A 20578-nucleotide genomic window follows, 5' to 3' on the forward strand; every position below is an offset into this window, starting at 1 on the left:
GAAGGTGGACCGATCGACGCGATCAGCCCTTGTGTTCGGGGAAAATCACGGCGTCCGAGAGCTTCCAGCCAACCCGCGAGATGGCGCCCTTCTCGTTGGGCGCACCGTGCCAGGACCGCAGACGCAGCGTGCCCGCTTTCGTCTCGACCATCATGTCGGTGTATTTCCCGCGATAGACGCGGTTGGACAGGGTGGCATCGAGCCCGTCCTCGTCGGCTGCGACCGGTCCGATCCGTTCGGCCCGGATGGCAAGGTTGATGGCGCCGCCCGGCTGAATGTCAGAGGTGGCGAGAGTGCCGCGCACGACTGCGCTGCCGACCAGTTCCACCTCGCCGATCTCGCCGTCCTTGCGCAGAAGCTTGCCGTCGAGAATGTTCTCGTAGCCCATGAAATCCGCAGCGAACCGCGTGACCGGACGGTCGAACAGGTCGAGCGGCGCGCCGCTCTGCTCGATCCGGCCGTGCTTCATCAGAACGACGCGGTCGCTCATGGTGAGCGCTTCTTCCTGAGAGTGCGTGATGTAGATGAAGGTCATGCCGAGTTTGCGCTGAAGCTCCATGAGTTCCAGCTGCATGTCCTGGCGCAACCGCTCGTCCAGCGCGCCGAGCGGCTCGTCGAGAAGCAGGATCGCAGGGCGGGTGACGACCGCGCGCGCAAGTGCCACACGTTGGCGTTCCCCGCCCGAGAGCTGCCCGATGGAGCGGTCGGCCTTGGCCCCGAGCTGGACCATCTCCAGCGCGCGCTTCGCTTCGGCTGTCGAATCCTGAGCCGTCCGGCCGCGGATGCGCAGGCCATAGGCCACGTTCTCGATCACGTTCATATGCGGGAACAGCGCGTAATTCTGGAACACCGTCGTGCAGTTGCGCTTGGCGGCAGGCAGTCCCACGACATCTTCGCCCCCGATGCGCAGGCGGTCGACCGAATAGGGCGTTTCCAGCCCGGAGATCACGCGCAGCATCGTCGTCTTCCCCGAGCCGCTGGAGCCGAGGATCGTCAGGAATTCGCCCTTCGCCGCAGACAGCGACACGTCCGACAGCGCGGTGACCTTGCCGTACTTGTGGACGACATTGCTGACCTCGAGCATGGGTTCGCTATGCATATCCTTCATTTCATGTCCTCAAGTCAGTCGTTCAGTGAGAGTGATGGGGCGTGCGCAGCACGGCCGTCTCAAGCGTCAGAATCCGCAATGCGAGCGACAGCGCGAGGTCGAGCACGTCGCGCGAAAGCCGGGCCGGGTCCCGCACAGAGTCGGCGGGAAGGACGCCGTCTAGGGGCTCGAGCCCGGCGTTGCGTCGCAAGGCGCGTCCAGTCGCGCGCAGGGCTTCGCCAACAAGGGCCCGGGCGGCGCGATCGGTAGGGTCGGACGGACGTTCGGCTTCAAGGCGCGCGGCAATTTCGGTAAGGCCGACGCCTCCACCTGTCAGCGTGCCGCCAGTTCGCGCCGAGCGCACCGAGGCAAGCGCACGTGCCATCCGTGCGCGCAAATCCGGTTCGGTCCTGTGCGGACCGATGAAAAGCTCGACCCAACGGCCCGAAAGACGGGCGTGGCGCCGTTGTGCATGTTCGCGGTCGAGAGCGAGATAGCGGTTGCGCTCGATTTCGTGGGCGATGTCTTGAAGCCGCAGCGCGATGGCCGCGGCGTCGCCGGCGGGGGCGGAGAAGGTCACGTGATCTCCGCTGCGCCGGAACGCCTCTGCCGCACCGAGATGCTCGGGCGTGAGCGTGTCGAGTGTCTGGCCGGTCTCGTCATCCACGAGGGTCGCGCCGGTCGCGAGCGCGAGGTCGCGCAGGATTTCGGCGGCGCGCGGGCCCTTGTCGCGGGGTGTGATCGCGGCCACGCGCAGAACGCCAGCCTGCCGGTTGCGCTCCAGAAGCTGCTTGGCGGCGCCTTCGAGCCCCCGCGCCGCGATCAGCAGCGACTTGCCGCTCTGCGCGAAACCTTCGATCACGGGGGCGAGGCGTTTGAAATCGGTCAGGATGTCGTTGACCACCAGAACGTGGACCGCATCCATATGCGTCAGCACTCCCGACAGGAGCGGCTCCATGTCGGCGGAGAAGCCTTCGACATGATCGAGGCGCAGTCCGGGCTCCGGCTGGTCGCTCAGCTCGACATGACCCTCGGACCCTGCGAGTTCGAGCGCGCGGTCCAGGGCATCCGTCGCGTCGCCGGGAAGCGCGGCTGCGGCGAGGATGCCTTCGATATTGCTCGTGTCCTGCGTGACGGCCGCGAAATGGCGCGTGATCTCGGGGCGCAGCCCGTCGACCGAGCGGATAAGATGGGACGGATGCACGCCTGCGGCGACGGACCGGCGTCCGGCAGCCAAGGCTGCGCCGGTCATCACGGCCATGCGCGAGGTGCCGTCGCCCAGATCGCGGTCCGCCGACACCAGCGCTTCCCGCAGAAGCACCTCGCTCGTCCCGTCCGCGCAGAAATGACGGGCGATTTCCGTGCCTGTGGTGGCGCGTCGCACGCGCGCGCCCAATGTGTAGAGCGCCGCGCGCCCGTCGGGGCCGAGCTTGGCCGCAATCGCGCGCAGAACCGGCGCGAGATCGTCCGTCAGCTCCGCCTGAAGCGAATTGCCCGATATGATGCGCACGGCGGTCATGCGGTGGTCAGCCTCGCCTCGTCCGTGAGAACCTGATGAACCGCCTTCGCGACCGCGATCGCGTTCGGCGTGTCGGAATGGACGCAGATGCTTTCGGCGACGACCGACACGTCCTTGCCGCTCACGGCGGTGGTCATGCCTTCGAGCACGGCGCGGCGGACTTTCTCGGCGACCGCCTCCGGCGCAACGCTCTCATGCGCGCGCGAAATGATCTGGCGTCCGTCGTCATCATAGTCGAGATCGGCATAGAACTCGCAACTGAAAGTGATGCCGCGTCGGGTGAACACCTCCGACATGCAGCAGTCGGAATAGGCGATCACCGGCAGACCGAGCGCCTCGGCCGCATCGGCAACGCCTTCCGCGACATGCATCTCGTTCTGCGCCATTCCGAAGAGCGCGCCGTGCGGCTTGATGTGCGAGAGCGCAAGACCTTCGGCCGCGGCCAGCGCCTGCAGCGCGCCGGTCTGATACATGATGAGCGCGTAGATCTCGTCACGGCGCATCTGCATCCGCCGCCGCCCGAAGCCCTCACGGTCGGGCAGGCCGGGGTGGGAGCCGACATTGATGCCGGCGGCCTTCGCCTTGCGCAGCGTGTCGCGCATGACCACGGGATCGGAGGCGTGAAAGCCGCAGGCGATGTTGGCGTGGGTGACGAAGGGCATGCAGGCCGTGTCGTCGCCGAACGCGTAGATCCCGAAGGATTCGCCCATGTCGCAATTGATCGTCACCATCTCGGCCTCCAAATGATATATCATGTATCCTATAACGACCGGATCACCACCTTGTGTCAAGATAATCTTTCCCAAGGGGAAGCAGGGCGGGGCCGAAAACCTGCGGCGCCTCTTTGCGTCGGAAGCGAAAATCGCGTGACGTGATCGAATCTGGGCGGGTGGCTGATTTTTTGGGCAGGGCAGGGATGTCGGCAGCGAGGCCGGTGCGGCGCGGTTGGGTCGCCGGGCGCTGCTGGGGCATTTTGCGCAAGACGTGCTGGCGCAAAAAAGAGGGGCGGCACGATGCCGCCCCGGTGGGTGTCTGCTTGGGTTCTGGCCGGGTTCGCGCTCAGGCTCCGTCGGTCAGCGGCATCAGCGGAAGCAATGCTTTGGCGGCGATGTCGATATCTTGCCGCATGAACTGGCCTGCTGCTTCAGCGTCGCGCCGCTCGATCGCCGCGAGGATGTTGCGGTGTTCGTCATTGGCGTGGTGTTTGAAGTGCTCATCGTCGAAAAGGCCGGTAAAAACCGGGCCAACTTTCAACCATAAGTCATTGATAAGCTGCAGAAGTTCTGGATTGTTCGCGCGGCGGTAAACGGTGAAGTGGAATTCGCGGTTGAGGGTCAGGTAGCCTGCGGAATCATGGCGTTTCGCGACCTCTTCCACCCGCGCGGTCAGCTCCGAGAGCTGCGCGATTTCCTCCTCGGTGAACTTGTCGACGGCCAGTTCCGCCGCCATTCCTTCAAGCGCGGCGCGGATTGGCATGAGCTCGCGAAAACGTCTTTGCGTCATGCGGGGCACCACGATCGACCGATTCGGCAGCACCGTCAGAAGGCGCTCGGCGACGAGCCGTTGAAGCGCTTCGCGGATCGGGGTGGCGGAGATCCCGTAATTCGCCGCGAGCGTGCGGATAACCAGCGGCTCCATCGGCATGAAGAGGCCCTCCTGCAATCCGTCCCGGATCGCGTGATACGCCTGGTCGCTCAATGACTGATGCTCGATCTTCTTCACTCGAATGCCTCTCGTTGCGCGTGGTCCGCTCTATTGCTTGGTATCTTACTTTATGTCGATGGGTAAAGTCCGTTGACGATTATTGATATATCATATACTCCGACTAGGGAAGGTCCTGCGACAAAGTCGTGCGGATGCGTCCCAGAACATAGCCGAGAGGAGAACAGGTCGAATGCTTCACGAAGCTCTGCGATTTTATCCCGGAGGAGATCGCGCGATCGAGGTCGAGCTGGGTGATGGGATGGATTTCACCATCAATTTCATCGTTCACCGGCTTGTCGCTGCTGTGCGAGAGGCGCGGATCGCGGGCCTTGTCGATCTGATCCCCGAACTGGCCTCGTTCCAGGTGAACTACGATCCCGACCGTATCTCCTACGAAGACCTGTGCCACGAGATCGAAGCGCTTTATGCCGAGATGGGGCGCGGGGTGACCGGAACGCTCGCAAGCCGGCTGATCACCATTCCCGTGCTCTATTTCGATGAGAAGACGGAAGCCTGCGTCGAAGACTACCGCAAGGACTATCCCGAAAAGACGCCCGATCCCGAGTTGATCTGCGAGTTGAACGGGTTGCCGGATCGTGCCGCACTGCGCCGCCGTCACGCCTCGACCGAATACTGGGTTGCGGCGCTCGGCTTCTGGCCCGGTCTGTGCTCGCTGCTCGCGCTCAATCCCACCGCACGGATCATCGCACCGAAATACAATCCGCCGCGCACCCATACCCCGAAAGGGGCGGTGGGTCTCGGTGGTGCGTTGACCTGTATCTATCCGGACGCGACGCCGGGCGGCTATCAGCTTATCGGTCATACGCCGGCGCCGACCTATGATGGGGCGCAGCGGCTTCCCGACTTCGCGGACAGCCTCGCGCTGTTCCGGGCTGGCGACCGGGTTCGGTTCAAGCCCGTCGAACGCGATGAGTACAACGAGATCGAAACGCGCGTCGCCGAGGGCTCCTTCCGCCACGATATCGTCGATTACCAAGTCTTCTCGGTCGACCGCTATCTCGACTGGGCCAAGGCGCAAGAGGAGGCCTCCAAATGAGCCGCACCATCACCACGGTCAAGCCGGGTCTTCAGACTTGTGTGCAGGAGCTTCCGGGGCGCGAGGGCTTTCTGGAGCAGGGGTTTCCGCTCTCGGGTCCCTTCGACGCCTGGTCGTTCCGTCAGGCCAATATCCTTGTCGGCAATGACCGTGACACAGCTGCGCTGGAATGCCAGTTCATGGGGCCGACCCTGACCTTCGACGCCGACATGCTGATCGCCGTCACCGGCGCGGACATGTCGCCGTCGGTCGATGGCGCGCCGATCCCGATGTACGCGACCGTCGCGGTCTCGGCGGGCCAGACGCTGACCATGGGCTTCGCAAAGACCGGCGCGCGGGCCTATCTCGCCGTCTCCGGCGGGATCGCGACCGAGCCGGTTCTGGGTTCTCGCGCCGTGTTCCATCAGGCGGGTGTCGGCGGTCACGCCCTCATCGCCGGTCAGGCGCTGCCGGTCGGCGCCTCGGAGGCGAGCGCCCTCTACGTTCTGCCCGAATCCGCGCGCCCGGTGATCGGCACCGATCGCGTTTGGGAGGTCGAGGCGCTGTGCGGGCCGAATGACGACTGGCTCGACGAGGCGACGATCGAGATGTTCTTTTCGACCGACTGGCAGATCCAGACAAAGAGCAGTCGCACCGGTATTCGCCTGACCGGCCCGGAATTCGGGTTTTCCGACAAGGCATTGAACAAGTCCCCGGATCACGGGCAGGACCCGTCGAACATCATCGATCACGGCTATCCGATGGGGGCTGTGAACCTTGCCGGTCAGACGCCGATCATCCTCGTCAATGACGCGCCGAGCACCGGCGGTTTCATCAACCCCTTCACCATCGCGAGCGCCGCCTTCTGGAAGCTGGCGCAGGCCAAGCCGAACGAGACCCTGCGTTTTCGCCGCGTGGACCGCGACGGCGCAGCGGCGCTGCGGGCCGAAATCGATGCAAAAACCAAACCCGAGATTCTGCAAAATGCCTGAAGCGATGATGACAGACGGCTCTGCGGTCGACCAAGACTCCCTTCTGGCTGGACTGTTGGCCAGCGCGCCGCCGCGGCTGACGCCGGATCAGGCCCAGACGCTCTTGCACGATCACTGGGGGATCGACGGTTCCGCACATGAAATCGCCTGCGAGCGGGACCAGAATTTCCGCATCGTGACCGGGACCGGGCAGGACTATATCCTGAAGATCTCGAACGCGGTCGAGGATCCGCTCAACACGGAGTTCCAGACCGCGGCGCTGCGCTGGGTTGCCCGGGTCGATCCCGAGCTTCCACTTCCGCGCGCGGTGGCCGCGCTCGACGGCGCGTTCACGCAGCGGCTGCAGCTGCCGTCGGGGCGCACCAGCGTGGTGCGGGTTCTGTCCTGGCTTGACGGCACGCCGCTGCATCACGTGCCGATGACGGCGCAGATGCAATCCGGGATCGGCGCGATGACGGCGCGGCTGGGCCGGGCGCTCGAAGGGTTCGACCATCCGGGCGCGCGCCACGAGCTACTGTGGGACATCCGGCATCTCCCGCGCCTGCGCCCGTTGACCGAGAGCCTCGGCGAAGACGCGGTGGCGGATGCGGTGCGGCGCGAGCTTGACCATTTCGAGGCGCAGGTTGCCCCTGCGCTCGGCGGTCTGCGCCGTCAGGTGATCCATAACGACATGAATCACCACAACATACTCGTGGATGCGAGCGAACAGGACCGGATCACCGGCATTCTCGATTTCGGCGACATGGTGAACACTCATCTCGCCATCGATGTGGCCGTCGCCGCCTCCTATCTGGCGAGCGAAGACGATCCGCTCGGCGCCATCGCGCGTCTCGTGGCCTCCTATCACTCCGTCCTGCCGCTCGAGCGCAAGGAGGTGGAGGTGCTACGCGATCTGACGGTGGCCCGGCTCGTGGCCTCGATCACGATCACCAACTGGCGTGCGGCGCGCTACCCCGAGAACGCCGCATACATCCTGCGCAACAACGGGCCGGCCCGCACGGCCATGGCCCGTTTCGCGACCCTTCCCACCCAGGACGTGACCCGGGCTTTGCTCAGCGCGTGCGATATGGAGTGAACGCATGAATATTGACACCGGCATGGTGAACGCCTTCCAAGAAGGCGCCACGGATCTCGACCCTGAAACGCGCGAGATGATCGAGCGGCGCAAGGCGCTGCTTGGTCCGGCGTATCGTCTCTTCTACGACAAGCCGTTGCATCTCGTGCGCGGCGAGGGGGCCTGGCTCTTCGATCAAGAAGATAACGCCTATCTCGATGCCTATAACAACGTGACCTCGATCGGGCATTGCCACCCAAAGGTGGTCGAGGCGATCGCGACGCAGGCCGGCATCCTCGCGACCAACACCCGCTATATCCACGGCAGCATCCTCGATTATGCCGAACGGCTTCTGAACACGATGCCGGACGAGATCGGGCACATGATGTTCACCTGCACCGGGTCCGATGCCAACGACCTCGCCGTGCGTATCGCGCAGGCCTATACCGGGGGGCTCGGGATCGTCGTGACGGAGACGGCCTACCACGGCATCACCCAGTCGGTATCCGAGTTTTCGCCCTCGCTCGGCGCGAATGTCGATCTCGGTCCGCATGTGCGCACCGTGCCCGCGCCGGATGCCTATCGTCAGGGCGAGGAAATGGCGGCTAACTTCGCCACCGCCGTCGAGGCCGCCTTCGCGGATCTGAAGCGGCACGGCATCAAGCCCGCGCTCTTCATCTGCGACGGTATCTTCGCCAGCGACGGGGTCTTCGACGGGCCGCGCGGTTTCCTCAAGGGGGCGGTCGACGCGGCACATGCGGCTGGTGCTGTCTACATCGCCGACGAAGTGCAGTCGGGCTTCGGGAGGACCGGAGACGCGCTCTGGGGCTTCCAGCGTCATGACGTGGTCCCCGACCTCGTCACCATGGGCAAGCCGATGGGCAATGGCTACCCGGTCGCGGGCGTTGCCGTGCGCCCGGAGCTGGTCGAGGAATTCGGGCGCAAGGCGCGATATTTCAACACTTTCGGGGGCAACGCGGTCGCGATCGCCGCCGCGACCGCCGTGCTCGACGTGATCGAGGGCGAGGGGCTGACCGAGAACGCGCGCGAGATCGGCGCTTATCTCCAGGACGGGATCCGCGCTCGGGCGGAGGCCCATCCTTGCATCGGCGACGTCCGGGGCGCGGGGCTGTTCCTCGGGGTCGAGATCGTGTCTGACCGCGCCGCCAAGACGCCGGATGCGACCGCGACGTCGGCCATCGTCAACGGTCTGCGGGAGGAGCGTGTGCTGATCTCGGCCTGCTCGAAGACGCATAACGTGCTCAAGATACGCCCGCCGCTCGTCTTCACCCGCGAGAATGCCGACCAGTTTCTGGCCGCCTTCGACCGGGTTCTCGCCCGCATCAAGTAACACGAGACCAACAGGAGGCCCGATATGGCCATCACGCAAATCGAAGCTGCACTTCCGGGGCTCGTCTTTCACCGCCCGTCGCCTGAATCCGAGCCGTTCAAGGCGCCCGGCGATGCCGTGGCTGTGGGGGATACTCTCGCGCTCGTGGAGGTCATGAAGTCCTACATTCCTATCGAGGCCGAGGTGGCGGGAACTTTCAAGGGTTACGCCGCGCCCGATGGCGAAAGCATCGAGCCGGGCGACGCGCTGTGCGAGATCGAGGTGTCCGAATGACGTCGGAAAAGCCCGGCATCAGGAAGCTCCTGATCGCGAACCGCGGGGAGATCGCGGTGCGCATCATTCGTGCGGCGCGAGATCTGGGTATTCGGACGGTTCAGGTCGTTTCGGAAGCCGACCGCGATATGCTGGCCGCGCGGATGGCCGATGAGGTGGTCGTGATCGGGCCGGCGCCGGCGACGAAATCCTATCTCGACATCGACGCCGTCCTGATGGCTGTCGCCGAGAGCGGCGCGGACGCGGTGCATCCCGGCTACGGCTTCTTGTCCGAGAGCGCAGAGTTCGCCCGCCGGGTCAGCGAGATGGGCGTGACCTTCTGCGGCCCGGACGCGGCGACCATCGAGCGGATGGGTGACAAGGTGAACGCGCGCAGCGCTGCGATTGCGGCGGGCGTTCCGGTCGTGCCCGGCAGCGACGGGCGTGTCGCCGATCTAGACGCTGCGGTCGACGTGGCCGAGGGCATCGGCTACCCGGTGATGATCAAGGCTGCCGCTGGCGGAGGCGGGCGCGGTATTCGTATCGCGGAGACCCGCGAGGAACTGATCGCTGCGCTCCCGACGGCGATGAACGAGGCGCGGGCCGGGTTTGGCGATGACGGCGTCTATCTCGAGGCCTTCATCCGCAACGCGCGTCATATCGAAGTGCAGATTCTCGGCGATGGAACCCGTGCGGTCCACCTGTTCGAGCGGGAGTGCTCCTTGCAGCGCCGCCGCCAGAAGGTCTGGGAAGAAGCGCCAGCCGTGGCGCTGCCCGATTCCGTGCGTGCCGATCTGTGCGCCGCCGCGGTGCGCCTGGCCGAGGGCGTTTCGTATCGCGGGGCAGGGACGCTGGAATATCTCTACGACATGGACCGAGAAGCGTTCTATTTCATCGAGATGAATACGCGCATCCAGGTCGAGCACCCGATCACCGAGATGATCACCGGAGTCGATCTCCTGCGCGAGATGCTTCTGATCATGGGCGGTGCCAAGCTGTCGCTTGCGCAGGGGGACATCATCGCGCAGGGCCACGCCATCGAAGTGCGCATCAATGCCGAGGATCCGGACAGGAGCTTCTTTCCCGCGCCCGGCATTCTCGAAACGCTGAAAGTTCCGGGTGGCCCCGGTGTTCGCTTCGACACCGGCGTGAGCGAAGGCGATACCATTCCGCCCTTTTACGACTCGCTTCTCGGGAAGCTCATCGTCTGGGATCGCACGCGCGACGGGGCATTGGCGAGGCTCGCAGGCGCGCTCGGTGAGCTCGAGATCGGTCCGAATCCGACCACAGCGAGCCTTCATGCCGCCTTGTTGACAGCGCCCGATGTCGTCTCCGGCACGGTGTCGACCCTCTGGCTCGAAGATTGGCTGGCGAAACGCACCGAAGAAGCGCGCAAGTCAGCCTGACCGCTTTGGGGTCAGGACGCATTGCGTTCAGCCCAGAGAGATGAGCCAGCGCGCGAAAACACAGAGACGACATCTCTGATCTCGTCTGGCTGAGTAATGCGCAGATGGAGCGTTTCGCGATCTGCTTCCCGAAAACCCCATACAGCCGAGGGTCTACGGCCGACGGGGACCGAGCGGGATTATCTTCATCAAGCGCGATGGGTTGCGTTAACGAAAAGCGCCGAAGGACCGGAGGCATGTCGTCACGCGCGACGACCGCTGCGCCCGGTCCGTCCGCATGCCCAAAAACGCGAAAAGCCCCCGAAGGGGCTAGCTCGCAAATCTATGATGGATCAGGGAGATTTGGCTCCGGCGGTAGGGATCGAACCTACGACCAATTGATTAACAGTCAACTGCTCTACCGCTGAGCTACGCCGGAACATGTGAGGGTGTATATGAATCTCGAATTGGGATGTCCAGAGGGTTCTGGCGAAAAAATTCAGGCTTTCGTCACGTCAGCGAAAATAGCGCCTCTGGGCGCAGGTCGGGCGCGGCGATGACTTGGTTTTGCACTGACATTTCAACGAGATGCGCGAAGACGTTGCGTTCGGCCGCCGGCAGGAGGGCTGCGGGGACGTCGGTGTAGATCGCGCGGGTGAGGCCCTGCGGGGTGGCGGGGCGCTCGATGAGGGCGCTTCGGATCTGCTCGGTACGGGCGTCGCGATGCGCGCGCTGACTCGCGATCAGGGTCTGGGGGTCGGTCACCGGGTCGCCGTGGCCGGGGTATAGGATGCGCGGGCGATGCGCCTCGATCCGCGCGAGTGAGCGGTAGTAATCGCCCAGATCGCCGTCGGGCGGCGAGATCAGCGTCGAGGACCAGCCCATCACCACATCTCCGGTCAGAAGCGCATCGCCGAGCGCGAAGCTCAGATGGTTGCAGAAATGGCCGGGCGTGTGCAGCGCGGTGAGCGACCAGTCGCCATGGCTCAGTTCCTCGCCATCCTCGAGCAGGATGTCCGGGTCGAAGGCGTGATCGACCCCTTCACCGCCGCCCGCATGGCCGCGCGCCGCGAGTTCCGCCATCACCGGCGCGCGCCCGGCTTCGGGCGGGCCGAAGGCCAGGATCGGCGCGCCCGTGGCCTCGGCCAGAAGCCGCGCGCCGGGGGAATGGTCGAGATGGGCATGGGTGACGAGGATATGGCTGACGCGCTCTCCGGGGGCGAGCGCGTCCAGGAGTACCTGCAGATGGGCCGGATCGGCGGGACCGGGATCGACCACCGCGACCTCGCCTGTGCCGAGGACATAGGTGCAGGTGCCGGTATAGGTCATGGGCGACGGGTTCGGTGCGATGATCCGGCGCAAGCCGGGCTGCAATTCTTCCATCTTTCCCTCCATCGCGGCCATCGTTAGGGTTCTGGCATGAAATTTCGCTGGCTGAAACAGATGATGCCGCGCGGGCTCTATGGGCGGGCCGCGCTGATCCTGATTCTGCCGGTAGTGACGATCCAGCTCGTGGTCTCGATTGTCTTCATTCAGCGCCATTTCGAACGCGTCACGCAGCAGATGACCGAAGGGATGGTGCGCGAGATCGCTCTGCTCGATCAGGTCGCGACCAATGCGCCGACGGCAGAGGTTGCGCGCGAACGGCTCGATGTGCTCGACAAGACGCTGAACTTCACCTCGCAATTTCCGGCGCCGACGGATCTTGCGTCGCAGCGGGGCGATACGCGCAGTTTCTTCGATCTGACCGGGATCGTGGTGATCTCGACGCTGCGCGCGAACCTGTCACAGATCCGCTCCATCGATCTCGACAATGACACGAACACGGTGCGCGTGGTGCAGGAGACGCCGAAAGGGCCTTTGGCGGTGACCTTCGGGCGCAGCCGGGTATCGGCGTCAAATCCTCACCAATTGCTGGTTCTGATGGTCTTTGTTTCCATTCTGATGACGCTGATCGCCTATATCTTCCTGCGCAATCAGCTGCGTCCGATCCGCAGGCTGAGCCACGCGGCGGAGGAATTCGGCAAGGGGCGTAACCTGAATTACCGAGTCTCGGGGGCGACGGAGGTGCGCGCCGCGGGCCGCGCCTTCCTCGATATGCGCAACCGGATCGAGCGGCAGATCGAGCAGCGCACGCTGATGCTCTCGGGTGTCAGCCACGATCTGCGCACGCCGCTCACGCGTCTGCGGCTCGGCCTGTCGATGATGGAGGAGACTGACGAGGTCCGCGCGATGGAGCGTGACGTCGACGAGATGGGGCGCTTGGTCGATGCGTTTCTCGATTTCTCGCGCGACGGCGCCTCGCATGGTGAGCCGGAGACGCTGCCGATCTGCGGTTTCGTCGTCGGCGTGGTGGAAGACATGCGGCGGATGGGGCGCGATGTGACGCTGGTCGATTGCACCAGCGAGGAGGAGGCGACCTTCCGCCCCGATGCGCTCAAGCGCGCCTTGGCGAATCTGATCGGCAATGCGGTGCGCTACGGCACGCGCGCGGAGATCACCGTCTCGATCGCGCGCACGGGGTGGCGAATCGCGGTGCATGACGACGGGCCGGGCATCGCGCCCGAGCGCCGCGAAGAGGCGATCCGGCCATTTACCCGGCTCGACCCGGCGCGCAATCAAGATCGCGGGCAGGGCGTCGGATTGGGGCTTTCGATCACCGCCGACATCCTGCGCCGCCACGGTGGATCGCTGAAACTCGGGCGATCCGAACGGCTTGGCGGCCTGATGGCAGAGATGATCCTGCCGCGCTGAGCGGCTACACGTTCGATCACGCGCGCGCACGAACTGCTCACGGCAGCGAGATCGCCCCTTGCGGCCTGTCCCGGGGCCACGCATTGTGACCGTTGAGTGACATGCCCTAGTTGAACGGATGCTTCACGGCTCCTAGATAGCGGGTTGAACAGGGGAGGGACGTGGTCGCCGAAAACGGGGCCGGACCCTCCTGCCAAGAGAGGAACGCCGATGACCGAATTTAGCTCTGTCACCCATCCGGTCCTGCCGCTGCGCGACATCGTGGTTTTCCCCCACATGATCGTGCCGCTCTTCGTCGGGCGCGAGAAATCCGTGCGCGCACTGGAAGAGGTGATGGCGGAGGATCGCCAGATCTTGCTCGCAAGCCAGGTCGATCCGTCGCAAGACGACCCCGATACGGACGGGATTTTCCGCGTTGGCGTGCTCGCCAACGTGCTGCAACTGCTGAAACTGCCCGATGGCACCGTGAAAGTGCTGGTCGAGGGCAAGAGCCGCGTGCGCATCACCGATTTCGTCGAGAATGACGACTATTTCGAAGCGAATGCCGAACCGCTGATCGAGACCGAAGGCGACGTGGAGACGATCCGCGCGCTGCTGCGCTCGGTTGCCGAGGAATTCGAGCGCTACGCGAAGATCAAGAAGAACATCCCCGAAGAAGCGCTGTCGGCCGTGGCCGATGCGACCGAAGCGGACAAGCTGGCCGATCTCGTCTCAGGCCATCTGGGGCTGGAAGTGGCCCAGAAGCAGGAGCTTCTGGAAACGCTCGACGTCTCCGAGCGGCTGGAGCGGGTCTACGGGCTCATGCAGGGTGAGGTCTCGGTTCTCCAGGTGGAGAAGAAGATCAAATCCCGCGTGAAGACGCAGATGGAGAAGACCCAGCGCGAGTACTACCTGAATGAGCAGATGAAGGCCATTCAGAAGGAACTCGGCGATGGCGAAGACGGCCAGAACGAGATCCTCGAGCTCGAAGAGCGCATCGAGAACACCAAGCTCTCGAAAGAGGCCAAGGAAAAGGCCGAGGCCGAGCTGAAGAAGCTCAAGTCGATGTCGCCGATGTCGGCGGAAGCCACCGTCGTGCGCAACTATCTCGACTGGATGCTGTCGATCCCGTGGGGCACCAAATCCCGCGTGAAGAAAGACCTCAGCAAGGCCGAGGCCGTGCTCGATGCCGATCACTACGGTCTCGAGAAGGTCAAGGAACGCATCGTCGAATATCTCGCGGTGCAGGCGCGCTCGGCCAAGCTCAAAGGCCCGATCATGTGCCTCGTCGGCCCGCCCGGCGTGGGTAAGACCTCGCTCGGCCGGTCTGTCGCCAAGGCAACGGGGCGCGAATTCATCCGCATCTCGTTGGGCGGCGTGCGCGACGAATCCGAGATCCGTGGCCACCGTCGGACCTATATCGGCTCGATGCCCGGCAAGATCATTCAGGCGCTGAAGAAGGCGAAAACCACGAACCCGCTCATCCTGCTCGACGAGATCGACAAGATGGGTCAGGACTTCCGTGGCGACCCGGCTTCGGCGATGCTTGAAGTGCTCGACCCCGAGCAGAACGCGACCTTCGTGGACCACTATCTCGAAGTGGAATACGACCTCTCGAACGTGATGTTCCTGACGACGGCGAACTCCTACAACATGCCGGGCCCGCTTCTGGACCGGATGGAGATCATTCCGCTCGCGGGCTACACCGAGGACGAGAAGGCCGAGATCGCCAAGCAGCACCTGATCCCGAAGCAGATCAAGGGTCACGGGCTCAAGAAGAACGAGTTCGAACTGACCGATGGCGCGCTGACCGACGTGATCCGCTACTACACCCGCGAGGCGGGCGTGCGGAATCTCGAACGCGATATCGCGAAGCTCGCCCGGAAAGCGGTGACCGAGATCATCAAGTCGAAGGGTCAGATCAAGCACATCACCGTCGATGAGGCGAAGGTGGGCGACTATCTGGGCGTCAAGAAGCACCGCTATGGTCTGGCCGAGAAGGAAGATCAGGTGGGCGTCGTGACCGGCCTTGCCTGGACCTCCGTGGGCGGCGACCTGCTGCAGATCGAAGCGCTGCGCCTGCCGGGCAAAGGTCGGATGAAGACCACCGGTAAGCTGGGTGACGTGATGAAGGAATCGATCGACGCGGCGTCCAGCTACGTCCGCTCGGTTGCGCCGCAATTCGGCATCAAGCCGCCGCGCTTCGAGAAGTGGGACATCCACGTCCACGTGCCCGATGGTGCGACGCCGAAAGACGGGCCCTCTGCGGGTCTGGCGATGGTGACCTCCATCGTGTCGGTGCTGACCGGGATCCCGGTGCGTAAGGATATCGCCATGACCGGCGAGGTCAGCTTGCGCGGCAACGCGATGCCGATCGGTGGCTTGAAAGAGAAACTGCTCGCGGCGCTGCGCGGCGGGATCACGACCGTCTTCATCCCCGAGGAGAACGAAAAAGACCTCGCGGATATCCCGGACAACGTGAAGGAGGGGCTGGAAATCGTGCCGGTCACCCACGTTCGCGAAGTCCTCGCCCGCGCGCTGGTTCGCCAGCCCGAGCCGGTCGATTGGGACGAGGAGGCCGAAGAGGCAGCAGCCGCTGCCGCCGCCGCGGCCAAATCGGACGGGCAGGGCGCAACCGCGCACTGATCGTCTTGAGATCGAAAACGAGAACGCCCGTCGCATATCGCGGCGGGCGTTTTTGCATCTGAGGACATTTGCACGTAACCTCCTTTTATTACGGTCAAAAAAGGAGCCGCTATGGCCAAGAGCCAGAAACCGAAATCGACCCGCAAGCCGCCCGTCCCGACGCCCGAGGCGCCTCCGGCCTCCGCCGCGACGCTCACGCCCGCCACGCCCGACCCGGCGCCCGAGCCGAGCGAGGCGAAGGCGCTCGTGCGCAAGAGGAGCTTCGTGGATCGGGTGATGGTCGAGGCCGGGGTGAAGCGCGGCGAGGCCAAGGCCATGTCGGAAGCGGTCCTCAAGGTTCTGGGCGAGGCGCTCTCGGAAGGCGAGGAACTCAGCATCCCGCCGCTCGGCAAGCTGAAGATCAACCGCCAGTTCGAGAAGAACGGAGACGAGATCCTCGTGGTCAAACTGCGCCGCCCCTCGGGCATGCTCGAAGCGGTCGCGGCAGAGACGAATGCGGGTGGAGATGACCCTGCGCAGGGCGGTGGAGATTTCGACGAAAACCCTCTTGCGGAGCCAGAAGAGGGGCGCTAAAAGTCCGCCACGGAGGGCGATTAGCTCAGTGGTAGAGCGCATCGTTCACATCGATGATGTCGGGGGTTCAAATCCCTCATCGCCCACCATCTTCCTACGAAGGCGCGTCTTGAACAGACGCGCCTTTGTCGTTTTCCGGTTGGTTTTCTGCGCCCCGCGGCGTCAGATTATGAGCCAGACAGCACGCCAGAGATGCGCGCCCCATGCGCAAGATGCGGAGGATGCGATGACCGAGACCACGCCGATATCCGACGCCCGGCCCGACGAGGGGCTGCGCGTCTCCGATTGCCCGGACTGGCTGTATCTGCTGCGCGAATTCGACACGCTCTACCGGCACGGCTCGGCAGGTGGCAGCCGCCTGATCCGCAGCCATCGCAAACGGGTGCGCGACACGCTCTCGCAGATCATCGACACCAATCCCCCGGTGACGCCGCGCCAACCGCAGCCGAAACCGGTGACGGCGCATCTGTCGCGGGCGCTCGACCTGGGCGAGCGCGGCGCGGTTGCAGGCATGGCGCGGGCGCTCTCGCGCGTGACGGGACAGCTGACATGGGAATATGGCTACGAGAAAGTGCCGAAGGCGCTGGCGCGCAAATATGCCTATTGCGAGGTGCTGGGCCCGCGCGGACCGGTGGCTTCCGATCGGTTGGTGCTGGGATTCGTCCTCTTCGCGCCGCGCACGACCTATCCGCAGCACAGCCATAAGGAGATCGAGGAGAGCTACATCTCGGTCGCGGGCCCGTGGTCGGAGAATGATACCGCCGTGCATGCGCCGGGCTCGCTGATCCTGAACCGGCCCGATCACGAACACCGCATCACCACCGCCGATCTCGACCCTTGCCTGCTGGCCTATGCCTGGGTCGGACCGGAGTCGCGGCTGACCGCGCCGGGGATGAAACTCTCCTCGACCCGCAAGGTGCGGATGCGCGAGGGCATCTGAGGCCTTGATCCCCGCGCAAGGCGAGGCTAGAGGAAGGGCCGGGGGCGGTTAGCTCAGTTGGTAGAGCGCTTCGTTTACACCGAAGATGTCGGGGGTTCGAGCCCCTCACCGCCCACCATTCCCCCCTTAAGTATAACGATATCAAAGTCTTGCGCCTCGTTGCGCGGCCGCGCTCAGACTCTGTTCGCGCATGGCTCTATGATATGCGCGCCACGATGCTACCTTTCCCTCAACCACAGGAAAGGAGCGCCCCGATGAGCTGGAACCCCGCCCTCGACCCCGAAATTCCTATCGGCGACGCCGTCGACGCCATCGAGACCGTCATCGCGCCGCGGGCGCGTGATCTCGGCGGATTCGAGGTACGCCGCGCGCTTCCCTCGGCTGCGCGGCAGATGATCGGCCCCTTCATCTTCTTCGACCAGATCGGTCCGGTCGAATTCCTCTCCGGCCAGCGTGGCATCGACATTCGCCCGCACCCGCATATCGGCCTCGCGACGGTGACCTACCTTCTGCAGGGCCGCCTGCATCACCGCGATTCGCTAGGCACCGATCAGTGGATCACGCCGGGCGCGGTGAACTGGATGAATGCGGGCTACGGCATCACCCATTCCGAGCGCACCGACGGCAAGGTGCGCGACACCGGCCAGCATCTCGCGGGCATCCAGACGTGGGTTGCGCTGCCCGAGGATCTCGAAGAGGGGCAGGCGGCGTTCAAGCATGTCGGCGCCGAGGCGCTTCCCGAACTGCAGGCCGAGGGCAAGACCGTCCGTCTGGTCCTGGGCGATGCCTGGGGCGCGCATGCGCCGATCGATCTGCCCTCCGAGATGTTCTACGCCGACGCGAATCTCGATCCGGGCGCGCAAATCCCGCTGCCCGACAATCACGAAGATCGCGGCGTCTATGTGCTGCAGGGCTCCGTCACGGTGGCGGGCGAAACCTATGAGGAAGGCCGGATGCTCGTCTTCCGCCCCGGCGACCGGGTCTCATTGAAGGCGGGCGGGCAGGGCGCGCGGCTGATCGTGCTGGGCGGCGCGACCATGGGCGGGCCGCGCTACATCTGGTGGAATTTCGTGGCCTCCTCGCGCGACAAGATCGACGCGGCAAAAGAGGCATGGCGCGCGGGCGACTGGGCGCACGGCCGATTCCAGCTCCCGCCTGCAGACGATGCGGAGTTCATTCCCGCTCCCGAACGCTGATTGCCCCCGTTGAGGAGGGGGCTCTGCTCCCCGTCGCCGGACGGCGACAAAACTAAAAGAAGAGGGGGCTCCGCCCCCGCCCTTCGGTTGCCCCCGGGATATTTCACGCAGTTGGAAGAGCCGAGCGCTCGCGCTTCCAACTGCTCCAAATATCCCCGCCGGAGGCTCCTGCGGTCGTGCGTCGCAGAGCCGCGATTTGCTTGCCCGAACGGCAGGTGAAAATTCGTCGGTTTTTTGCTCTTAGGCCGCTTGACGGGGGCAGGTCGCCCGCGTAATACCCTCCCCACGCTCGGACGGCGATCCGGGCAGATGATGCGAGCGGTTGTAGCTCAGTTGGTTAGAGTACCGGCCTGTCACGCCGGGGGTCGCGGGTTCGAGCCCCGTCAACCGCGCCATCATCCGGATCGCCCCGAGCGCAGATGCGCGGTTGTAGCTCAGTTGGTTAGAGTACCGGCCTGTCACGCCGGGGGTCGCGGGTTCGAGCCCCGTCAACCGCGCCACTTTCCCCCTTTTACGGCAAAGTTGCGTTTGTGAAACGCGCATCTGTCGCTTATATCCGGGCGAAGTTTCGGGAGGAGCGTATGCGCTGGATCAAACAGGTTTTCGACCACATCACCCTGCTGCAGGCGGTGCTTTTGGCAGCGCTGCTCGGTCTCGCGCCATTCACCCCAGAGCCACATATCTGGGAAAAGCTGAAGATGTTGGTGGCGGGCACGCTGGTGCGTCCGATCGACTGGTTCGATCTGGTGATGCACGGGCTGCCGTGGATCGTGCTGGCGGTGAAGCTGGCGCAATGGGTGAAGACGGGACAGACCGGGAAATCCGGTAGAGGTGCGCAATGAAAGATGACATGGACGCCAAGGGGCTGATCGAGACGATGGGCGCGGCCGCGCGCGCGGCGAGCGCGGAACTGGCCTTCGCCAGCGCCGAGGTGAAGCAAAAGGCGCTGGAAGCGGCCGCCGATGCGGTGCTCGCGCGCAAGGGCGAGATCATCACCGCCAATGGCGAGGATATGGCTTACGGCGCCGAGAAGGGGCTGAGCCCCGCGATGATGGACCGGCTGATGCTGGACGACGCGCGGATCGAGGCGATCGCCAAGGGGCTGCGGGCGGTGGCGGCGCAGCGCGATCCGGTGGGCGACATGATCGCGGAATGGGACATGCCCTCGGGGCTGCATATCAAGCGCGTGCGCACGCCGCTTGGCGTGATCGGGGTGATCTATGAATCGCGGCCCAACGTGACCGCGGATGCAGGCGCGCTGTGCCTGAAATCGGGCAATGCGGTGATCCTGCGCGGCGGCTCGGAGAGCTTCCATTCCAGCCGTGCGATCCATTCCTGCCTGCTCGAAGGTCTGCGCGCCGCGGGGCTGCCCGAAGCGGCGGTCCAGCTTGTGCCCACCCGCGACCGCGCCGCCGTGGCCGAGATGCTGCGCGCGACCGAATTCATCGACGTGATCGTGCCGCGCGGGGGCAAGGGGCTCGTCGGGCTGGTGCAGGCAGAGGCGCGCGTGCCGGTCTTCGCCCATCTCGAGGGCATCTGCCACATCTATGCCGACGGGGCTGCCGATGTGGAGCAGGCGCGGGCCGTGGTGGTGAACGCCAAGACCCGGCGCACCGGGATTTGCGGTGCGATGGAGTGTCTACTGATCGACCGCGCTTTTTGGGAAACCCATGGCGGCGTACTGATCGAAGATCTGCTCAAGGCAGGCGTCGAGGTGCGCGGCACGGGGGATCTGTTGTCGATCGAGGGAGTCACCGAGGCGAGCGCGGAAGATTTCGGGCGCGAATTCCTCGATATGATCTGCGCGGCGAAGATCGTCGATGGCGTGGACGGCGCGATCGAACATATTCGCCGCTATGGCAGCCAGCACACGGAATCGATCCTGACCGAGAATGACGCCGCCGCCGACCGCTTCTTCGAGCGGCTCGACAGCGCGATCCTGATGCGCAACGCCTCGACCCAATTCGCCGATGGTGGCGAGTTCGGGATGGGCGCAGAGATCGGGATCGCGACCGGCAAGATGCATGCGCGCGGCCCGGTGGGCGCCGAGCAACTGACCTCGTTCAAATATCTGGTGACGGGGCAGGGCACGGTGCGCCCCTAAGGCGCA

18 protein-coding genes and 5 tRNA genes are annotated in these 20578 nt (G+C 64.7%); 17 read left to right on the forward strand and 6 right to left on the reverse strand.

The genetic code is table 11. The features are described 5' to 3' along the window. Window positions 1–22: 22 nt before the first annotated feature. From AXZ77_RS08430 to AXZ77_RS08445, 4 genes are all read right to left on the reverse strand, one after another. Entirely contained in the window at window positions 23–1108 is a 1086-nt protein-coding gene (locus AXZ77_RS08430; protein WP_098410806.1) for an ABC transporter ATP-binding protein, read from the reverse strand. A 22-nt stretch (window positions 1109–1130) separates the two neighbouring features. Continuing rightward, window positions 1131–2606, reverse strand: a complete 1476-nt coding sequence (locus AXZ77_RS08435) for a TCP-1/cpn60 chaperonin family protein (protein WP_098410807.1) — start codon at window positions 2604–2606, stop codon at window positions 1131–1133. After that, window positions 2603–3361 (reverse strand): 5-oxoprolinase subunit PxpA, encoded by a 759-nt coding sequence (pxpA, locus tag AXZ77_RS08440; RefSeq protein WP_255266440.1) that lies wholly within the window; start codon window positions 3359–3361, stop codon window positions 2603–2605. Before pxpA ends, AXZ77_RS08435 begins: the two co-directional genes overlap by 4 nt. 304 nt (window positions 3362–3665) lie before the next feature. After that, window positions 3666–4328 carry a GntR family transcriptional regulator gene (locus tag AXZ77_RS08445; protein ID WP_098410808.1) on the reverse strand — a complete coding sequence of 221 codons (663 nt, stop codon included), beginning with the start codon at window positions 4326–4328 and terminating at the stop codon, window positions 3666–3668. 172 nt (window positions 4329–4500) lie between these two features. Here AXZ77_RS08445 and AXZ77_RS08450 point away from each other — a divergent pair, with 172 nt between their 5' ends. Genes AXZ77_RS08450 through AXZ77_RS08475 form a run of 6 tightly spaced genes read left to right on the forward strand, consistent with a single transcriptional unit; the run spans window position 4501 to window position 10401 of the window. Further along, window positions 4501–5367 carry an allophanate hydrolase subunit 1 gene (locus AXZ77_RS08450; protein WP_098410809.1) on the forward strand — a complete coding sequence of 289 codons (867 nt, stop codon included), beginning with the start codon at window positions 4501–4503 and terminating at the stop codon, window positions 5365–5367. Beyond that, window positions 5364–6338, forward strand: a complete 975-nt coding sequence (locus AXZ77_RS08455; RefSeq protein ID WP_098410810.1) for a biotin-dependent carboxyltransferase family protein — start codon at window positions 5364–5366, stop codon at window positions 6336–6338. The genes AXZ77_RS08450 and AXZ77_RS08455 overlap by 4 nt, the downstream gene beginning before the upstream one ends. Then, window positions 6331–7413 carry a phosphotransferase gene (locus AXZ77_RS08460; RefSeq protein ID WP_218000480.1) on the forward strand — a complete coding sequence of 361 codons (1083 nt, stop codon included), beginning with the start codon at window positions 6331–6333 and terminating at the stop codon, window positions 7411–7413. The genes AXZ77_RS08455 and AXZ77_RS08460 overlap by 8 nt, the downstream gene beginning before the upstream one ends. A 4-nt stretch (window positions 7414–7417) precedes the next feature. Next, window positions 7418–8743: an aspartate aminotransferase family protein gene (locus tag AXZ77_RS08465; RefSeq protein WP_218000481.1), complete on the forward strand. Its 1326-nt coding sequence runs from the start codon at window positions 7418–7420 to the stop codon at window positions 8741–8743. 24 nt (window positions 8744–8767) lie between these two features. Then, window positions 8768–9016: a biotin/lipoyl-containing protein gene (locus AXZ77_RS08470; protein WP_255266441.1), complete on the forward strand. Its 249-nt coding sequence runs from the start codon at window positions 8768–8770 to the stop codon at window positions 9014–9016. After that, window positions 9013–10401 carry an acetyl-CoA carboxylase biotin carboxylase subunit gene (locus tag AXZ77_RS08475; protein WP_098410812.1) on the forward strand — a complete coding sequence of 463 codons (1389 nt, stop codon included), beginning with the start codon at window positions 9013–9015 and terminating at the stop codon, window positions 10399–10401. The genes AXZ77_RS08470 and AXZ77_RS08475 overlap by 4 nt, the downstream gene beginning before the upstream one ends. A 343-nt stretch (window positions 10402–10744) precedes the next feature. Here the strand turns inward: AXZ77_RS08475 and AXZ77_RS08480 are convergent. Together AXZ77_RS08480 and AXZ77_RS08485 are read right to left on the reverse strand one after the other, a co-directional pair. Next, window positions 10745–10819 (reverse strand) — tRNA-Asn (locus AXZ77_RS08480). Between the two features lie 71 nt (window positions 10820–10890). Next, entirely contained in the window at window positions 10891–11763 is an 873-nt protein-coding gene (locus AXZ77_RS08485; protein WP_255266442.1) for an MBL fold metallo-hydrolase, read from the reverse strand. A gap of 36 nt (window positions 11764–11799) precedes the next feature. On the opposite strand from AXZ77_RS08485, the gene AXZ77_RS08490 reads away from it, so the two are divergent. The 11 genes from AXZ77_RS08490 to AXZ77_RS08540 all read left to right on the forward strand — a co-directional run bounded on the left by AXZ77_RS08490 (window position 11800) and on the right by AXZ77_RS08540 (window position 20572). Next, complete coding sequence (locus AXZ77_RS08490) at window positions 11800–13134, forward strand: ATP-binding protein (protein WP_098410814.1); 1335 nt, start codon at window positions 11800–11802, stop codon at window positions 13132–13134. Window positions 13135–13344: 210 nt separating this feature from the next. Further along, window positions 13345–15759, forward strand: a complete 2415-nt coding sequence (gene lon, locus AXZ77_RS08495) for an endopeptidase La (RefSeq protein ID WP_098410815.1) — start codon at window positions 13345–13347, stop codon at window positions 15757–15759. A gap of 111 nt (window positions 15760–15870) precedes the next feature. Continuing rightward, the gene (locus AXZ77_RS08500; RefSeq protein WP_098410816.1) at window positions 15871–16332 is read left to right on the forward strand and encodes an HU family DNA-binding protein; all 462 of its coding nucleotides are present in this window, start codon (window positions 15871–15873) and stop codon (window positions 16330–16332) included. A gap of 14 nt (window positions 16333–16346) precedes the next feature. Continuing rightward, window positions 16347–16421, forward strand: a tRNA-Val gene (locus tag AXZ77_RS08505). A gap of 137 nt (window positions 16422–16558) precedes the next feature. Further along, window positions 16559–17272 (forward strand): dimethylsulfonioproprionate lyase family protein, encoded by a 714-nt coding sequence (locus AXZ77_RS08510; protein WP_098410817.1) that lies wholly within the window; start codon window positions 16559–16561, stop codon window positions 17270–17272. A 42-nt stretch (window positions 17273–17314) separates the two neighbouring features. After that, window positions 17315–17390 (forward strand) — tRNA-Val (locus tag AXZ77_RS08515). A gap of 136 nt (window positions 17391–17526) precedes the next feature. Beyond that, complete coding sequence (locus AXZ77_RS08520) at window positions 17527–18468, forward strand: pirin family protein (protein WP_098410818.1); 942 nt, start codon at window positions 17527–17529, stop codon at window positions 18466–18468. 318 nt (window positions 18469–18786) lie between these two features. Next, window positions 18787–18863, forward strand: a tRNA-Asp gene (locus tag AXZ77_RS08525). A gap of 28 nt (window positions 18864–18891) precedes the next feature. After that, window positions 18892–18968, forward strand: a tRNA-Asp gene (locus tag AXZ77_RS08530). 81 nt (window positions 18969–19049) lie between these two features. Next, window positions 19050–19310, forward strand: a complete 261-nt coding sequence (locus AXZ77_RS08535) for an RND transporter (RefSeq protein WP_098410819.1) — start codon at window positions 19050–19052, stop codon at window positions 19308–19310. Next, window positions 19307–20572 (forward strand): glutamate-5-semialdehyde dehydrogenase, encoded by a 1266-nt coding sequence (locus AXZ77_RS08540; RefSeq protein WP_098410820.1) that lies wholly within the window; start codon window positions 19307–19309, stop codon window positions 20570–20572. Before AXZ77_RS08535 ends, AXZ77_RS08540 begins: the two co-directional genes overlap by 4 nt. Window positions 20573–20578: the final 6 nt, after the last annotated feature.

Origin of the sequence: Thioclava sp. ES.031, assembly GCF_002563775.1 — a bacterium.
GTDB lineage: Bacteria > Pseudomonadota > Alphaproteobacteria > Rhodobacterales > Rhodobacteraceae > Thioclava.

Excerpts from the sequence above, each read along its gene's own strand:
- AXZ77_RS08430 (WP_098410806.1), bottom strand. The coding sequence starts at position 1,108 with ATGAAGGATATGCATAGCGAACCCATGCTCGAGGTCAGCAATGTCGTC.
- AXZ77_RS08435 (WP_098410807.1), bottom strand. The coding sequence starts at position 2,606 with ATGACCGCCGTGCGCATCATATCGGGCAATTCGCTTCAGGCGGAGCTG.
- pxpA (WP_255266440.1), bottom strand. The coding sequence starts at position 3,361 with ATGATATATCATTTGGAGGCCGAGATGGTGACGATCAATTGCGACATG.
- AXZ77_RS08450 (WP_098410809.1), top strand. The coding sequence starts at position 4,501 with ATGCTTCACGAAGCTCTGCGATTTTATCCCGGAGGAGATCGCGCGATC.
- AXZ77_RS08455 (WP_098410810.1), top strand. The coding sequence starts at position 5,364 with ATGAGCCGCACCATCACCACGGTCAAGCCGGGTCTTCAGACTTGTGTG.
- AXZ77_RS08460 (WP_218000480.1), top strand. The coding sequence starts at position 6,331 with ATGCCTGAAGCGATGATGACAGACGGCTCTGCGGTCGACCAAGACTCC.
- AXZ77_RS08465 (WP_218000481.1), top strand. The coding sequence starts at position 7,418 with ATGAATATTGACACCGGCATGGTGAACGCCTTCCAAGAAGGCGCCACG.
- AXZ77_RS08470 (WP_255266441.1), top strand. The coding sequence starts at position 8,768 with ATGGCCATCACGCAAATCGAAGCTGCACTTCCGGGGCTCGTCTTTCAC.
- AXZ77_RS08475 (WP_098410812.1), top strand. The coding sequence starts at position 9,013 with ATGACGTCGGAAAAGCCCGGCATCAGGAAGCTCCTGATCGCGAACCGC.
- AXZ77_RS08485 (WP_255266442.1), bottom strand. The coding sequence starts at position 11,763 with ATGGAAGAATTGCAGCCCGGCTTGCGCCGGATCATCGCACCGAACCCG.
- AXZ77_RS08490 (WP_098410814.1), top strand. The coding sequence starts at position 11,800 with ATGAAATTTCGCTGGCTGAAACAGATGATGCCGCGCGGGCTCTATGGG.
- lon (WP_098410815.1), top strand. The coding sequence starts at position 13,345 with ATGACCGAATTTAGCTCTGTCACCCATCCGGTCCTGCCGCTGCGCGAC.
- AXZ77_RS08500 (WP_098410816.1), top strand. The coding sequence starts at position 15,871 with ATGGCCAAGAGCCAGAAACCGAAATCGACCCGCAAGCCGCCCGTCCCG.
- AXZ77_RS08510 (WP_098410817.1), top strand. The coding sequence starts at position 16,559 with ATGACCGAGACCACGCCGATATCCGACGCCCGGCCCGACGAGGGGCTG.
- AXZ77_RS08520 (WP_098410818.1), top strand. The coding sequence starts at position 17,527 with ATGAGCTGGAACCCCGCCCTCGACCCCGAAATTCCTATCGGCGACGCC.
- AXZ77_RS08535 (WP_098410819.1), top strand. The coding sequence starts at position 19,050 with ATGCGCTGGATCAAACAGGTTTTCGACCACATCACCCTGCTGCAGGCG.
- AXZ77_RS08540 (WP_098410820.1), top strand. The coding sequence starts at position 19,307 with ATGAAAGATGACATGGACGCCAAGGGGCTGATCGAGACGATGGGCGCG.